Below are 15597 nucleotides of genomic sequence, written 5' to 3'. Positions count from 1 at the left end.
AGATCTATTTTGCTGATCCTTCAACATCCTTGCCATGCGCTCAATTGGCGGGCGATCGCCAACAAGGTTACAAGACCTGCAGTTCCCCGTTACCTGGGCCATCTCCTCTGCGCGCTTATTGTGACTTTCCCACTTGGTGTCGCGGCGCAAAACAAGCAGGACAAAGGCCCGCCGCATGCGGCTTCGAATAGCATCAACGCCACGCTGACCCTTTCCTCTTCGCTCGGGGAGACCGTTCATCTGCCCGCGCCAGCCACGACCATCTTTGTTGCTGACCCCACGATCGCGGATTTTCAGGCGCCATCGAGCAAAACAATCTTCGTCTTTGGCAAGAAATCGGGGCGGACCAGCCTATTCGCCTTGGATGGCAATGGCGAGCCTCTCGCCGAATTGCGTATCGTTGTCACGCAACCGATCGGGGATTTACGCGCCATGTTGCGGGAGCAGGTCGGCGACTATCCCATCCGCGTCAACTATACGCCGCGCGGCGCAATCCTTAGCGGGACGGCGCCCGACGCAGAGGTCGCCGACACCGCAAAAAGAGTCACTGAGCAATATCTGGGCGACGGAGCGCAAGTCGTCAACAACATCAAGGTCGCTGGATCCCTGCAAGTTAACCTCAGCGTGCGCGTAGCCGAAGTCTCACGCAGCGCCATGAAGTCACTCGGCGTCAACTTGTCCGCCTTCGGTCAAATCGGCAATTTCAAAGTGGGCGTTCTAAGCGGAAGCGCTGCAAGCGCTGGGTCTGGTTCAACCCAGGGTGGCGGTACAGCAGAAATCGGATTCGACAACGGTGCCGTCAACGTCAGCGCGGTTCTCGACGCGCTCGCCAAGGAGCATATAGCTTCCGTCCTGGCTGAGCCGAACCTCACCGCTATGTCGGGTGAAAAGGCCAGCTTTCTCGCGGGCGGCGAATTTCCCATTCCTGTCCTGCAGGAAAACAGGCAGGTATCGGTTGAATTCCGTCACTTCGGCGTCAGTCTGGAATTTGTGCCGACAGTTCTCAGCAACAATCAAATCAACATTCACGTAACGCCCGAAGTCAGTGAACTGTCGACGCAAGGTGCCGTGCAAATCAACGGAATTTCCGTGCCGGCAGTTTCCACGCGCCGAGCCGATACGGTCGTCGAACTCGCCAGCGGCCAGAGCTTCGCAATCGGCGGTCTAATCAGGCGGAACGTCAACAATGATGTCAGGGCCTTTCCCTGGCTCGGAGAACTGCCGATCCTGGGACCGCTTTTTCGCTCGACCTCGTTTCAAAAAGAGGAGTCAGAACTGGTCATTCTAGTTACGCCTTACATTGTAAGACCAGGCTCCAACCCAAACCAGATGAGCGCACCGACCGAGCGGGCGGCACCGGCTTTGAACGGAGGGGGCGCTCCGACGAATTCCGTGACAAGTCCCCCGCGAGACCGCGCTGCTATCCGTGCGGGCGCGCCAAGCGCCCAGGGCGGTCTCGGCTTCATCATCGAATAGTGTCATCCAAAGATGTTGCGTTTTATAATCCTCTTTGTCGCTCTGGCACCAAGCGTAAGTGGCTGCACAAGCACTACGCCAGTTGATGTCGAACCATCGGCACCAATGCTTGTCCGAGAGGAGACCACCGTCCTGACGTTGCAAAGCCTGCGCGCTTCCGAACGGCAGCGTTTGCGTGTTTTCCTAGACAAGGCCAGTCGCGGCCGGTTCGATGCCATCCACCTCCTCATCAGCGGTTCGCCCCAGCTCAGCGCAGGGGTAGCCCATCAGGCCAGGCAGTTGGCAATCGAAGAAGACAACATTCAATTGCGCGATCAACACGACGCCGGCTCAGTGCGAATTGAGGCGATTGTCTATCACGCCCGTCCGCCGGTCTGTCCCTCATATGGTGCCTTACCCAATGAAGAATCCTTCAAACAGCCGCTTGGTTGTTCGACAGGACATAACCTGGCCGTGATGGTCAACGATCCGCGCGATCTGCTCGACAATCAGGCCGTCAAGGCCGGCGATGGCGATCGTGCTTCTGTACCAGTTGCAACTTACAGAACATTCGGGACGGATAAAGGTGGCTGATACCGCCCTTATCTCGGCAGCACTCCTACCGGAGATTGAAAGCTTCCAATCGCGTCCTGATCTAAAATAAAAGGAACCGCTGGATGCAATATAGGCGCTATATCGAGGGCCTTAGGGCCGTTGCTGTACTTCCGGTCGTACTCTTTCATTTCGGAATTTCGGCGATCCCGGGTGGCTTTAGCGGGGTCGATATCTTCTTCGTCATCTCCGGCTACCTAACCAGCGGAAGCCTCCTGGATGACCTTGAACGCGGCCAATTTTCCATCGTCAACTTCTACTGGCGCCGTGCCCGGCGCATTCTGCCGGCGCTCGTCTTTGTGATGCTTCTCACCTGCATTGCAGCATTGTTCATTCTTCTGCCACCGGATCTGCGCGGATTCAGTCTTAGCATCATAGCTACCTCGACCTTCTGGTCGAACGTTTTCTTCTGGAAAACGTCAAGTTACTTCTCTATCGATGCCGCGCTTCTACCACTGTTGCACACTTGGCCGCTTTCCGTAGCGGAGCAGTACTACATCTTCGCACCAATCCTGATGTTCCTAATCTATCGCTACATCGGGAAGCGCTGGCTGACGACACTTCTTCCGATAATTCTCTGCAGCTTCGTAGTGGCGGTGATGGCGACATCGCTGGCACCCACCGCCGGATTCTATCTGCTGCCGACCCGAATCTGGGAACTCATGTTGGGCGCCCTGCTCATGCTCAAATGCCCCTCGCCGCTGGGCAACCGATTCCTGATGGAGTCGGTGGGGGTGGCCGGATTTGGCCTTCTCGCCATCGGGTTCTTCGCGATTTCGGCGAGTGATCCGTTCCCAGGCTACAACGCCTTGTATCCATGCATCGGAACGGCCCTTCTGATCTATGTTGGCCAAAATACCCCCTCGACGGTCGCCACCCGCATGCTCGAAGTCCGGCCGCTGGTCTGGATTGGGCTCATCTCGTATTCGTTGTATCTTGTTCACTGGCCTCTCAATGCGTTCGCGCACTATCTTTCGTTCCAAAAACTCGATCCGTTGATGACCGGTGCGATGTTGGTGGCAAGCCTCGCATTGGCTGCATTCTCCTGGAAGTTTGTAGAGCAGCCGTTTCGACAGAAGAGGGCCTTCACCTCCCCGGGGCCTATCTTCGCCTTTTCAGCGCTCGCGATCGTTGTCCTTTGTGCCGGCGGAGCGGCGGGGGCGCTCGGCAATGGCTTTCCGCAACGGTTTCCGGACTATGTCCAGCGGCGCATTTCCGTCGGGGACTGGAGGAATGGCATCTGTTTCAACGAGGGCACCAGCCGGATCGAAAGCTGGAATATGGAGGATTGCACGCGCACCAGCGGTTTTCCAACAACGGTTTTTTTGTGGGGCGACTCCTTCGCCGCGCACTATGTTTCCGGCTTGGGTGCTAACATAAATCGATTGCAGGCGAACATCGTTGAATATACGTACGCCAGCTGCGCGCCGATACTCTATTACTACCCTTACGATCGTCTTGATTGTGTCCGGTTCAATCGCAAGGCCTTGGACGTCATCTTGGAAGCGGACATCAAGACGGTTATCCTCAGCGGTAGATGGAGTGACTATGAGGTCAGAGGTTTCGACGGTCTTCAGCAAACAATCGCTACGCTTCGTGCCCTGGGCGTGCGCGTGTTTGTCATCGGCCAGTCTCCGCAGTTCCCAACTGACGTCCGGAAAATTGCGTTCTTCGCCAAGCGCCAAAATCTGGACGATACGTCCTGGCCGATCGCGATGGACCCCGACATCAACGAACGTGTGCGCTCATTTACCAAAGGCGCCACATTCATCGATCCGCTGAAATTCCTGTGCAGCGCAGGACGCTGCGCCTATTCCGATAGAGGAGAGTTTTTATATTTCGACTATGGTCATTTCTCTTCAGCCGGCGCCACACTGGCAATCTCGAAATACTGGCCGGCTTTTGGCAAGGACAATGCTCTTCCTAAGACGAAGTAGCGGCTCAGCGGCTGACAAGCACCAGTACGGGTCCCAGTGATAGCTCCTGCTTCCGCAGCAGCCGCGACGATGGAGCTGTTCAGGTTTAAGGCCCCCCGATAGTGACCTAGGATGGGTGCTGCCACGCGGCTCGGACTCAGCGTGCATTATCACGTAAATGTTGAGAGAATGAATGGCGCCGCGAAGGGCAATTCCAGCCGTCCAAAGCGACAGGCGTGTCGCGGCCTCGACATTGCAGTGGCGCTTACCTAACACGGCCTCACACTGCCCTCTAAGCGGCCCCGAATTTGAACTGACGGCCCCTGGCCGGTTCATCGGGCAGGTCAAGGGCTAGGTGTAGTACACAGGGCTCATAACTTTCAGTTTCTAGTTGGTACGATGGGCCGTGGACGGTCGATGCAGACTTCAAGATGGCGAACGAAGCTCTCCATGCGTGCGTTGTCGAGGCAAGTGCCTTTGCCATGCTCGCGACTGGAGAGATTTCAAAATGAGCCTTGTAAGCGGAGAATGCCGCCGACGCTGTTCGGCTTGCTCGTGCCCTTGACGGCGGTAGGCTCGGCAGGGCCGAGGCCAGAGTTGCCGTAGTGGTCGTAATCGACCTCGGCTGTGACCGTGAAGCCGGGAACGACCATGTAGGCGACGTTTGCAGCCACACCAGCATCCTTGAGCTGATCACCCGAGACCTGAAGGTTGAACGAAGTTTTCTCGTCAAACTCGTAGGTGGCGCCCGCCCAGAAAGCCCACTGGCCGTTCCAGATTTTGTACGAGCCGCGCCCATGATTGGCAATTGCGCCGTTTGAGTCCTCGTTGAGACTGGCATTGGAACCGTAGCCGAAGAGTCCAAACAGCGACAGCTGGTTTGTGACAGCGACGTCGACGCGGATCTTGCCGGCAAAAGCTTCGTAATTGCTGTCATAAGCCGCGACGCCGGTGATCGAGCCCCAGCCTTGCGTGTATTTCAAGCCGGCGACAACGTGCGGAATATAGCTGTCGATAGTACCGGCTGAGCCCGATCCTTGTTCGAGCGAAATCACAGTCGAAATGCCGTTGCCGGCGTCGAAGTGGTACTGAGCCACGTTGGTGTCGAAGCCGGCCGACGGAACGAGCATACTATCGAGAACGTCGCCAGCGTAGCTTACAAACGTATCGAAGGCCGACCCCTCCTTGCCAACTCGCAGGCCTCCCAGCTCGACCCAGGCAGAAGCCAGTGCGAGGCCGCTGTTGAAATCATAGTTCTGAGGACTGTCATGCGAGTTAGCGCTGTTGCCAAAATTCACGTGGGTTTCGGTATAGGTCGTCAACGCGCCGAGCTCGGTCTGCTGGCCGGTCCAAGTTTTGAACGTGAAGCGTGTGCTGTTTCGCCAAGTGCCTTGGTCCTCGCCAGTTCTCACGTCCGAGGTTCTTGCGCTGTCATACGATCGGACGTCACCCAGGCCGATATCGTAACGGACATAGCCGCCGATGCGCAGGCAGGTCTCGGTGTTGGGAATATAGGAATATCCCGAGCCGAGGACGTCGCAGATCTTGATGTACTCGGCCGGTTCCCGCTCGGCGCCAGCTGCTCGACCGACGGAAACGGTCATCAGAGCAGTTAAGCCGAGAAGAGGACTCTTGATGTACATGTCTAGATCTCCATGAAGGAATAAAAAGGATAGAGGCGAAAGAGCAAGCTTTTCCTCTAAATTTTGTGCGTGTTGTCTCCAATATGTGGACGCCAAAGCGCTTGACACGAGAGGTGAGCCAGCGTAAAAGCCACATGTACTTATAATAGTGTTTTCTGTTAAGAGATTCATTATCGTTTACATGTGAAACACTCCGGTCGGACCGCTGCAGCTCTCCGAAATAGAGCAGCAAGCGACATGCCAACCTGAAGCGTAAATGCGGCCGACACCAAAATCGGGCCGACGCGCCTTCGTCTCGCTGGAATCACTTTTTTTGAGGGTCACTGCGAAAAGCAATGTGCGACACGGTTCGCCATGTTCGATATGTGACAGTCTCGTTTAACAGCGACGGCTTCCCGTCTGACCGCAACGGAGGCCGCGCCATGCGCTACCGAGAAGGATCACTGCGCGTACGCTCCGCAAGGGCTGCGCCAGGAACAGAGGGCGTGCGCGTCCGAGGCGTCGCATGGTGGCCGCAGCACCTTTTCGCCGCTGTAAGTTCGCCGTGCAGGTACATTGCGCGGCCGGAAGCGAGAGGGAGCGCACCCTGAAACGGCTGCCTACGGCTCGCCTCGAGTAATTGGCGATGAACAGCATTCTCGAGAACTTAGTCTCGACGGAAAGAGCAACGAAAGGAAGCCGCTTGGACGAGCACGATCCGAAGGAAGAACCGATCGAGACCATTTTCCGCAACGGCACAATCACTGCCGTGGGTATCCTGCTTGCCTTTTCGCTCGGCTTCCTCACTCATTGGGCCGCGAACCCCTTGCCATGGCAACTCTACGATCTGTTCGCCGTAGTGCCGATCCTGCTCGGCATCGCACTGCAGATGAGAGCGCTGTCCATGCTGCTCGACATGAGTTCCTTGCGGCGCCCCATCTACGAACGCGCCAATCGCATTTTCATGGTCGGCCTCATCCAGACCGCGTGTGGCGTCGGCATGGCCATCTTGGTCGATCTTTTCGGGATATCGGTAGGGGGCACGCTGCCCGGCGCTTGACGACAAGCCACACCGCCGCTCTTCGCTCGAAGCGACGTCAAGCCGGGGAACCTTGTGCACCCCCTAGCGGCGTCCTCCTTTCATCAAATGAGCCGACGTCAGCTTTAGAGCGTCTCGGTGGCTAAAGCCGGTATGGTTTTTCGGCCGGCAGGGAAGGCCGCTGGCTGGACCTGGATGGCGTCTGAACGAGGCTTGACAGGTCCGTTGCGTCGGACATGAATTTCGCATTGCAAAGTTCTTCCGCAGACGCCTCAAGCACACTGCACTGGCGTCACGTACTACTCAGACGTTGAATGCGGCACCGCACCATCACCTCAGGCGCAACCATGGCACGCGCGCTCCCCGGCGTGGTTGACCCCATCCTGTCCAAACGAGACTGCGACATAAGCGGGACGCACTGACTTAGGTCAGAGACCAGGACGAGCGCGCAACGAAAGAATGATGGATCAGCGACGTGGGATGACAGCTCCTTGCACACCTCAATCCTGACAAAGTACCGGGACCCCCGGCCGCCTTGGTATACCATCTATCCGACTGTGCCAGACTTCTCTGCGGCAGTTGGTGCTGACGATTATGAGGAATGGCTGGGGGGCCTCCCGGCCGACGAATCGGTGTCGCTCTATTTCCACATTCCGTTTTGCCGATCCATGTGCTGGTATTGCGGCTTCCCTACCGCGGTCATCCGTCGCAACGGCCCGATCCTTAATTATTTAGCGGTGCTGCGTCAGGAGATCAGTTTGGTGTCGGAGCAAGTGCGGCAAGGGCTGCCGGTGAGCGATGTGCATTTCGGCGCGGAACGCCTCACCTTATCGGGCCAGCCGAGCACTTGGCGCTGATGGAATTTCTACGCCGCCACTTCGCTTTCAGCAAAACTGCTGCGATCACCGTGGAGATCGATCCCCGAACGTTCACACCGGAAATGGCCGAAGCCTTGGCAGCTAACGGTGTCAACCGCGCGAGCATCGGCGTGCAGAGCTTTGATCCCGATGTGCAAAGGCGATCAATCGGATCCAGAGTAAGGTGCAGACGGCCGCTGCAGTCCAAAATCTCCGCCGGCATGGCGTTGGCCATATCAACTTCGACCTCATCTTCGGTCTACCGAAACAGACTGTGCAGTCCTGCATCCAGACCGCGATGGCTGCGGTCGCCATGCGCCCCAACCGGCTTGCGGTGTTCGGATACGCGCATATTCCTTCCGTGATAAAGAACCAGCGCCTATCGAGCAGGCAGGTCTACCGGACGGCGATCTTCGCGCCGAACAGGCTGCAGCTGTCGCCGAGACACTGGTTGGCGCTGGCTACCGGGAGATCGGGCTCGATCATTTCGCTCCGCCGGACGACGAACTCGCGCTAGCGCAGAAGACCGGGCGCGCCTACGGCGTAATTCGCTGGGATACTCGGCCGATACTTGCAAAACGTGATCGGCTTAGGCGCGTCGGCTATTGGCCGAGTCCGCGAGGGGTATGTTCAGAACGAAGTAACACGGGATTCTTACGCCCGGCACATCGCAAGTGGACGTCTGGCGACATCAAAGGGTCACCGTCTGACCGACGATGACCGGGTGCGCGCAGCGATCATCGAGCGACTGATGTGCGATTTGGAGGCCGACGTGCCGACCATCTGTGCCGCCCACGAAATCGAACCAGCTCGTTTTCTCGATTCAGTTGAGAGTTTGGTGACGCTGGCTGAGGAGGGGATCCTGGACGTCGAAAACGGCTTCATCCGCGTGCGGCCGGAGCACCGCTTTGTTGTTCGCGCCGTTGCTGCTGCATTCGATGCTTTTCTCGCGAATCGATGAGTTGAGGCCACGACGCCGAAAGGCATCAAACCTTGTTTGGCGCTCGTCGGCATGGGCTCTCGCAGAAGACTCCGCAAGCGTATGCAGGGGACTTCCACTTGACGCCGCGTTCACCATCATCTCGCCTGGGTGCGCGCGAAAGCGCACAACCCGGAGCACGCTGCTCTCGGTGTGAGGCTGTGCTCTGCAAAGCACCGGTGATCCACCCTGTCCCTGGACAGCAGCTTGATGGCGTCATCTTGGAGGACGAGAAAAGATTGTCGAGGTACGGGTACGAATTGCCTCGGTCGTCCGTTCAATCGAAAGCACTGTCTGCGGAGGCACCTCTCCTTCATGCAGTGACAGGAGATGCTGGGCGACTTCCTTATCTGCTGCGGTGAGTCGATGATTTAGGCGGAGAAAGTCCATCCAGGTGGGGGTGCGGAATGTCTCCGTCCAAAGTGACGGTGTTTGCAGATTTCGCTGGAGCGTCCAGTTTCGTGCACCGGCACGGCTCTGGACGTGTCGCCGCGTGCGCATGGAGCCCAGAAAGGCCTCGATATTTTCCTCCGATATCAAATACTCGACCTTGGCCACGATAGGGCCACTTCTGGGTTTCAGATCGAGAGCCACGTCCGGCGGATGAAAAACTGAACTTTCTTGATCGGTTTCTTCCCAGGGACGGACCGGCAACACGATCCCCGCTGCTGCAACCAGCAACAGAGCGCCTGCGGCGCCCTCCAATGCTAAGGTCAAGGAATAGTTTTGCGCGACAGAACCCCAGATCCAGCTGCCAGCAGCCATACCGCCTGCGCTCAAGGCGTAGTAAATGGAGAGCGTGCGGCCTACAACCCACCTTGGGCTTGCCAACTGCACCGACACGTCAATGCCCGTCCAGGTGATAAGCCAACCCGCTCCGCCGAGCGCCAGCGAAATGGCCGCCACAGGAATCGACGATGTAAGGGCAAGGGAGAGGCAACAGACTGCACAAGCCACAGAGGCGAAGGCCACCAGCCTGTTTTGAGACGTGACCTTCCTCAAGAAGCCGTTGCCCATGCCCGCGATGAAAGCACCCATGCCGAAGCCGGCCAATAAGATACCGTAGACAATTGGCCCACTCTTCAACTGATCCCGGACGACGAGGGGGAGCAACGCCAGAATGGAGATGCTTGCCAATCCGAAAAGAGCGGCTCGGGCGGTCGCTGCCCTGATCTCCAAAGACATCGCAGTAAAGCGCACTCCGTCATGAATTGCCGTCGTCATTCTCTCACGAGGGAGAGGCGAAGAGCGGACCTCCCATTTGGTGCGCCATATCGCGCTTATGGGCGCCAGATCACTCACCGCAGCCAAGGCGAAAGCGGCCAGCGGCCCAAAGACGGCCAGGATCACGCCCCCCAAGGCCGGACCAACGCTGCGCACAATGTTGTATCCGACGGACATAAGCGTCACTGCGGCCGGAATGTCGCGTTTGTGAAGGATATCGCCGACCGAAGCGTGCCAAGCCGGATCATTCAAGGCAAAGCCGCAGCCGGCCAGGAAACCTAACCCGAGAATCAGCCAAGGACTGACAAATCCCAGACCCACAGAAATCATCAGCGTCGTCGACGCCGATGCTATCAGGCAGTGTCCCGCAAACATCACCCACCGGCGGCTGAAGTTGTCGGCAATGGCTCCGGCGAAAACTGAGAGGAAGAACACCGGCAATGTGGATGCGGCCTGGACGAGTGCCACCATGAGGTCGGACGCTGAAATCGTTGCCATAAGCCAACTGATGGCGACCGTTTGCACTAGCCAACCGAGGCTGGAAATCTGGGTGGCCGCCCAAATTGAGCGAAACACCTTGTTTCGAAATGGGGCGAGCGTCTTTGAAACGGGCGGTTGAGGATTTTCGCTCTGCATGAGGTATTGCTGGCCTTCGATGAGCGCTGCGATTTGAGCAAGCGGGTCGATACTTAGACATCGCGGAGCACCGCACGGAACCCAGCTCTATGGAGCTTGCCGGCGACTATTTACGTATTGAGCCATTCTCATAGTCTCATTCATGAGCAGTCCTGTGCGCAAGCATTGCTTTGCTAAATTCCCACCACAAGCGCGCCGCCGCTGAGACCCGCACCCGCTGCCGCCAAGAGGACTTTCTCGCCAGGCCGAAACGGCTGCGCCCGATGGGCCAGCGACAATGAGAGCGGGATCGTCGCGGCGGAAGAGTTGCCATATTCGGCGATCGTCTTGACGATCGAGTGATCAGCGATGCCGAGGTTCCTGCCGACCGCGTCGAAAATGCGCGCATTGGCCTGATGCGGCACGAAACGATCGAGGTCTTGCGGCCTCAGTCGGGCAGCAGTGAGCGCATCTCTCGAGCAGGCGGTCATCATCTCCACGGCCTTGCTGAATACTTCACGGCCGTCAGTGATCGTCATCCGTGTCTGCGCGAGGTCGAGGTCGGCATGGAACGGAGTGTTGCTTCCCCCGGCGGGAATCTGGATTAGCCCGTAGCGCGAGCCGTCGGAATCCACCGAAGCGCCGAGAATGCCTCGATCCGGGTCATCGCAAGGACTGATCACCATGGCGCCGGCGGCATCGGCAAACAGCACGGCGCTGGCGCGCTCGGCCAAATTGATGCGGTGGCTGAGGATGTTGGCGGCGATGACAAGGCTCGCTTTGCCGTGCAGGCGGGTGAACCCGTCGGCGAACATCAGCGCATAGATGAAGCCGGCGCAGGCGCCGGTCAGGTCGATCGCTCCGGCGCGGCCTAGCCCCAGCCGATGTGCGACCAGCGGCGCGCTTGGCGGCAGAAGGTGATCGGGCGTCGACGTGGCGAGCAAGAGTAGACCGACGTCGCCGCGGTCGATACCGGCATTGGTCAGCGCCATGTCGCCGGCAGAGGCGGCAAGGCCCGACAGCGTGTCTTCGTCTGTTGCCCAGAAGCGCGAGCGAATTCCGGTGCGCCGCTCGATCCAGCCGGGCTCAAGCCCGAGCCGGTCTTCGATTTCCGGGTTCTCGACCTTGCGCGCCGGCGCATGATGGCCGAAGCCGAGAACGCGCGACGATAGGTTCATGGCCGCGAGCCGAAGCGTTCGCCGGCCTCCTCTATCGCGTCATAGAGCCCGCCCAATTCGTCGCTGGTGATGCAATAGGGCGGTAGAAGATAGAGGACATTGCCGAGCGGGCGCACAAGTAGCCCCCGCTCAAGGAAAAAAGCGCGCAGTTTTGGCCCGATCTCGGCCAGATAACCGGCTGAGCCGGTGCGTAGGTCGAGTGCCGCGATGGTGCCGGTTGTCCGGCAGTCGGTGAAATATGGATTGACCCGGAAGCGTTGCAGCCCGGCGGCCTGCCTCGCGCTCAAGACCGCGATCCGCTCGGCCACCGGCTCGTCACGCCAGATCTCGACATTGGCAAGTGCTGCCGCGCAGGCGATCGGATTGGCGGTGTAGGAGCTCGAATGGAAAAACGTCTTCTTGCGATCCTCCGAAAAGTGAGCGTGGAAGATGGCATCGGTGGCGATCGTGGCGGCCAGCGGGATGGTACCACCGGTCAGACCTTTCGAGGTGCACAAGATGTCGGGCGAGACGGACGCCTGTTCGCAGGCAAACATGGTTCCGGTGCGCCCCCAGCCGGTCATCACTTCATCGGCGATCAGCAGCGTGCCGGAGGCTTCGGCGATCCTCTTCAATTCGGCAAGAACCCAGGCCGGATACATCAGCATGCCGCCGGCGCCAAGCACCAGCGGCTCGACGATCAGCGCGGCTGCGCGCCGGTCGCGGCTAACGGCCTCGAACCGATCCAGCGTTTCCTGCTCGCGCCCGGCGGCCGGGAAGGGGATGGCGTCGACCTCGAACAGCAAAGGATCATAGGCGGCGTTGAAGACGCCGCGGGCGCCGACGCTCATCGCCCCGATCGTGTCGCCATGATAGCTGTGCTCCATGACGGCGATGCGCGAACGCGGCGCGCCGATGTTGCGGAAATAGCCGAGCGCCATCTTCAGCGCGACTTCGACTGAGGTGGAGCCACTGTCGGAATAGAACACCCGGTCGAGGCCGGCGGGTGCGATGCCGATAAGCGCCTCGGCCAGCCGTTCGGCCGGCTCGTGGGTGAAGCCCGCGAAGATGATCTGGTCGAGGCTCGACGCGGTCGTCTCGATGGCCTTCATGATGCGGGGGTGGCGATGGCCATGGGTGACGACCCACCAGGAAGAAATCGCATCGAGGATGCGGAAGCCGTCGGCCTTGTGGAGATAGGCGCCTTCAGTCAGCACGATTTCAGGGACCGAGGGCTCTAGCGCGTGCTGCGTGAACGGATGCCAGACTCGAGACTCCGCCATCAGTCGCCTCCGGCAATCATGGCCAGGTCGAAGCCGGAAATCATTGCATCTCTCAACGTTTCACCCGTCAGCGGACCGAGGTGCGGCAGCCTGCCCAGCTGCGGCACGCCGCCGAATTCCACGATTGTCCTTTGTGTATCGGCCACCTCTTCGCCAATGAAGGCAATGCCGATGAGCGGGATGGAGCGGGCTCTCAGGGCCTCGATCGACAACAGCGTATGATTGATGGTGCCAAGCGCGGTGCGGGCGCACAGTATGACCGGCAGCCGCCATTGTTCGAATATGTCAATGAACCTTGTCTGTCGATTGAGCGGCACCATCAGCCCGCCGGCGCCTTCGATGACGAGCGGTGTCGGCAGGACCGGAAATGAAAGATCGTCGGCCTCGATCGCGACGCCGTCGATTTCGGCTGATCGATGCGGCGACAGCGGCATCGTCAGTCGATAGACTTCGGGCAGCACGCGTCCGTCGGGCAAGCCGGAAAGCCGGGCGACGACCTCGCTGTCGGTCTCCTCGTTGAGGCCCGATTGCACCGGCTTCCAGTAGAAGCCGTCGAGCAGCCCGGCAAGTCCGGCCGAAAACACTGTCTTGCCAATTCCAGTGTCTGTTCCGGTGACGACGATGCGTTTGGTCATGCTGTGGCCAACACTCCGACGAGAGCCTCGACCATGGCGGAAATGTCGGCTTCGTCGACGTTGAGAGTCAGCGAAATGCGCAGGCGCGACGTACCCTCAGGCACTGTCGGCGGGCGAATGCCGCGTATGTCGAAGCCGCGTGCCTGCAGTCCTGCCGCCACCGCCATGGTGCGGCTGTTATCGCCGATCACAAGCGGCTGGATCTGCGAACCGCTGGGCATCACGCCGCAGCGTTCGGCCAATTGCCGGCTCGCGAAAGCGACACGCTCGTGCAACTGAGCACGACGCATAGGCTCGTCAGACAGAATAGTCAGCGCCTCACGTGCCGCGACTGCCATCAGCGGCGATGGTGCGGTCGCATAGATGAATGGCCGGCACCGGTTGATAAGATAGTCGCACAGTGTTCGCGGTCCGGTAACGAGCGCGCCGGATGCGCCAAGCGCCTTGCCGCATGTGTGGAGCGTGACGATGTTGTCGCGGCCTTCATACGCGGCGGCCAGTCCCCGGCCGTCCGGTCCCCAGACGCCGGTGGCATGCGCTTCATCGACGACGATGAATGCCTGGTACCGATCAGCCAGCGCGACCAGGCTCTCCATCGGCGCACGGTCGCCATCCATGCTGTAAAGGCTTTCGAAGGCGATCCACACCCGCCCCATGCCGCCTTCGGCGCGCCAGCGGGTGATTGCGTCCTCGACAGCGTCGACGTCGTTGTGCGCGGCCAGCTTGAACTCAGCGCGCCCGGCCTGGGCACCCTCATGCATGCTGGCATGAGCGAGCTCGTCGAGGACCAGCAGGTCGCCTTTCTGCGGCAGGGCCGTCAGCAGAGCGAAGTTGGCGATATAGCCGCTGCCGAAGAACAGTGCACGCTCGGCTCCGAAAAATGCCGCTGCGTCCGCCTCCAGTTGCTCATGTTCCGGTGCATTGCCGCGCAACAGCCGCGATCCGGTGGCGCCCACTGGCGTGCCCCGCGCAATCGCCGTCGAAACCGCATCGCCCAGTCTTTTGGAGGCGGCAAGTCCGATATAGTCGTTCGACGAGAAGTCGAGCCCGGCGCGCGGTGCGAGCGTCCGCAACCGGTCCTTGCGCCCCAGTCCCCGCAAGGTTGCGTCATAGCGGGCAAGAATTGCCTCCTTCATTGCGTGGCGAGTTCCATAGGCTCAATGCCGAGGCGCCGGAACAGAAGGGTATCCTTGTCCTCGCCGGGATTTCCCGCCGTCAGCAGCGTGTCGCCGACAAAGATCGAATTGGCCCCGGCAAAGAAGCACAGCGCCTGCGTTTCGTCGCTCATCGCCGTCCTGCCGGCGGACAGCCTTACATAGGATTTCGGCATCATCACCCGCGCGAGCGCAACGATGCGGACGAAATCGATCGGATCGATGGCGTCGGCCGCGGCAAGCGGCGTGCCTTCGATGGGAATAAGCATGTTGATCGGCACGCTTTCCGGCGGCTCGGGCAGGTTCGCGAGCGTGACCAGCATGTCGATGCGATCGGTCTTTTCTTCTCCCATCCCGACAATGCCGCCGCAGCAGACTTTCATCCCAACCGCGCGCACGTGCCCAAGCGTTTCCAGCCGGTCGGCAAAAGTCCTGGTTGAAATAACCTCGCCATAGTAGCGCTCAGAGGTATCGATGTTGTGGTTATAGTAGTCGAGACCGGCCTGCTTCAGGCGAGCAGCTTGCTCAAGATCGAGCATGCCGAGCGTCATGCAGGTCTCCATGCCGAGGGCCTTGACGCCCTCAATCATGGCGACCACAACCTCCATGTCGCGCTCCTTGGGACTTCGCCACGCCGCGCCCATGCAATAGCGCGTTGCGCCGCCATCACGCGCCATGGCCGCTTCGTCGATGACATGCTTGACGTCCACCAGCTTCGACGCCTTCACACCGGTTTCGTAATGCGCAGACTGGCTGCAATAGCCGCAATCTTCGGGGCACCCGCCGGTCTTGATGCTAAGGAGCCGCGACAGCTGCACTCGGTTTCGATCGAAGTTCTGGCGGTGGATCGTCTGAGCTAGGAACAGCAGATCGTTGAATGGCATGCCGTAGATGGCCTCGGCCTCTTTGCGGTTCCATCGCGGAGGCGTTCCATCGACCGATTGCATGGTCTGGTTCACGTCGAACTCCGAGTTCATTCCAATCGTCATCGTCAAACCTTTGTTTGCTAGTCCGGTACGCCTTCTTGGCTTTGGGGCGCACTCGCTAAA

The 15597-nt window shown here is 59.4% G+C and carries 11 protein-coding genes and 1 pseudogene; 5 read left to right on the top strand and 7 right to left on the bottom strand.

The genetic code is table 11. From position 1 onward, the window contains the following. Positions 1–54: 54 nt before the first annotated feature. The 3 genes from EN786_RS32425 (at position 55) to EN786_RS32415 (ending at position 4004) form a co-directional block, all read left to right on the top strand. Positions 55–1476 (top strand): type II and III secretion system protein family protein, encoded by a 1422-nt coding sequence (locus EN786_RS32425; RefSeq protein ID WP_050580548.1) that lies wholly within the window; start codon positions 55–57, stop codon positions 1474–1476. Positions 1477–1488: 12 nt separating this feature from the next. Further along, a complete protein-coding gene (locus EN786_RS32420) occupies positions 1489–2049 on the top strand; it encodes a CpaD family pilus assembly lipoprotein (protein WP_063169261.1) in 561 nt (186 codons plus the stop codon). Between the two features lie 83 nt (positions 2050–2132). Next, positions 2133–4004, top strand: coding sequence for an acyltransferase family protein (locus tag EN786_RS32415; protein WP_126080682.1), 1872 nt, complete (start codon positions 2133–2135; stop codon positions 4002–4004). A gap of 482 nt (positions 4005–4486) precedes the next feature. Here the strand turns inward: EN786_RS32415 and EN786_RS32410 are convergent, their stop codons facing one another. Beyond that, complete coding sequence (locus tag EN786_RS32410) at positions 4487–5626, bottom strand: porin (RefSeq protein ID WP_126063922.1); 1140 nt, start codon at positions 5624–5626, stop codon at positions 4487–4489. A 682-nt stretch (positions 5627–6308) separates the two neighbouring features. Here EN786_RS32410 and EN786_RS32405 point away from each other — a divergent pair. Next, the gene (locus tag EN786_RS32405; RefSeq protein WP_024505577.1) at positions 6309–6665 is read left to right on the top strand and encodes a hypothetical protein; all 357 of its coding nucleotides are present in this window, start codon (positions 6309–6311) and stop codon (positions 6663–6665) included. Between the two features lie 470 nt (positions 6666–7135). Beyond that, a pseudogene (hemN, locus tag EN786_RS32400) lies at positions 7136–8462 on the top strand (oxygen-independent coproporphyrinogen III oxidase). 234 nt (positions 8463–8696) lie between these two features. Here the strand turns inward: hemN and EN786_RS32395 are convergent. From EN786_RS32395 to bioB, 6 genes are all read right to left on the bottom strand, one after another. Then, positions 8697–10340, bottom strand: coding sequence for an MFS transporter (locus tag EN786_RS32395; protein ID WP_126063923.1), 1644 nt, complete (start codon positions 10338–10340; stop codon positions 8697–8699). Positions 10341–10513: 173 nt separating this feature from the next. Then, positions 10514–11497 carry a beta-ketoacyl-ACP synthase III gene (locus EN786_RS32390; protein WP_126063924.1) on the bottom strand — a complete coding sequence of 328 codons (984 nt, stop codon included), beginning with the start codon at positions 11495–11497 and terminating at the stop codon, positions 10514–10516. Next, positions 11494–12759: an adenosylmethionine--8-amino-7-oxononanoate transaminase gene (locus EN786_RS32385; protein WP_126080683.1), complete on the bottom strand. Its 1266-nt coding sequence runs from the start codon at positions 12757–12759 to the stop codon at positions 11494–11496. Before EN786_RS32385 ends, EN786_RS32390 begins: the two co-directional genes overlap by 4 nt. After that, positions 12759–13394, bottom strand: a complete 636-nt coding sequence (bioD, locus tag EN786_RS32380; protein ID WP_063169254.1) for a dethiobiotin synthase — start codon at positions 13392–13394, stop codon at positions 12759–12761. Before bioD ends, EN786_RS32385 begins: the two co-directional genes overlap by 1 nt. Further along, entirely contained in the window at positions 13391–14530 is a 1140-nt protein-coding gene (locus tag EN786_RS32375) for an 8-amino-7-oxononanoate synthase (RefSeq protein WP_024505572.1), read from the bottom strand. Before EN786_RS32375 ends, bioD begins: the two co-directional genes overlap by 4 nt. Beyond that, complete coding sequence (gene bioB, locus EN786_RS32370; protein WP_245454882.1) at positions 14527–15495, bottom strand: biotin synthase BioB; 969 nt, start codon at positions 15493–15495, stop codon at positions 14527–14529. Before bioB ends, EN786_RS32375 begins: the two co-directional genes overlap by 4 nt. Positions 15496–15597 lie beyond the last annotated feature (102 nt).

Origin of the sequence: Mesorhizobium sp. M4B.F.Ca.ET.143.01.1.1 (genome assembly GCF_004792275.1) — a bacterium.
Taxonomy (GTDB): Bacteria; Pseudomonadota; Alphaproteobacteria; order Rhizobiales; family Rhizobiaceae; genus Mesorhizobium; species Mesorhizobium abyssinicae.
This window is presented reverse-complemented; position numbering and strand designations above follow the sequence as displayed.

Excerpts from the sequence above, each read along its gene's own strand:
- EN786_RS32420 (WP_063169261.1), top strand. The coding sequence starts at position 1,489 with ATGTTGCGTTTTATAATCCTCTTTGTCGCTCTGGCACCAAGCGTAAGT.
- EN786_RS32415 (WP_126080682.1), top strand. The coding sequence starts at position 2,133 with ATGCAATATAGGCGCTATATCGAGGGCCTTAGGGCCGTTGCTGTACTT.
- EN786_RS32410 (WP_126063922.1), bottom strand. The coding sequence starts at position 5,626 with ATGTACATCAAGAGTCCTCTTCTCGGCTTAACTGCTCTGATGACCGTT.
- EN786_RS32395 (WP_126063923.1), bottom strand. The coding sequence starts at position 10,340 with ATGCAGAGCGAAAATCCTCAACCGCCCGTTTCAAAGACGCTCGCCCCA.
- EN786_RS32390 (WP_126063924.1), bottom strand. The coding sequence starts at position 11,497 with ATGAACCTATCGTCGCGCGTTCTCGGCTTCGGCCATCATGCGCCGGCG.
- EN786_RS32385 (WP_126080683.1), bottom strand. The coding sequence starts at position 12,759 with ATGGCGGAGTCTCGAGTCTGGCATCCGTTCACGCAGCACGCGCTAGAG.
- bioD (WP_063169254.1), bottom strand. The coding sequence starts at position 13,394 with ATGACCAAACGCATCGTCGTCACCGGAACAGACACTGGAATTGGCAAG.
- EN786_RS32375 (WP_024505572.1), bottom strand. The coding sequence starts at position 14,530 with ATGAAGGAGGCAATTCTTGCCCGCTATGACGCAACCTTGCGGGGACTG.
- bioB (WP_245454882.1), bottom strand. The coding sequence starts at position 15,495 with ATGCAATCGGTCGATGGAACGCCTCCGCGATGGAACCGCAAAGAGGCC.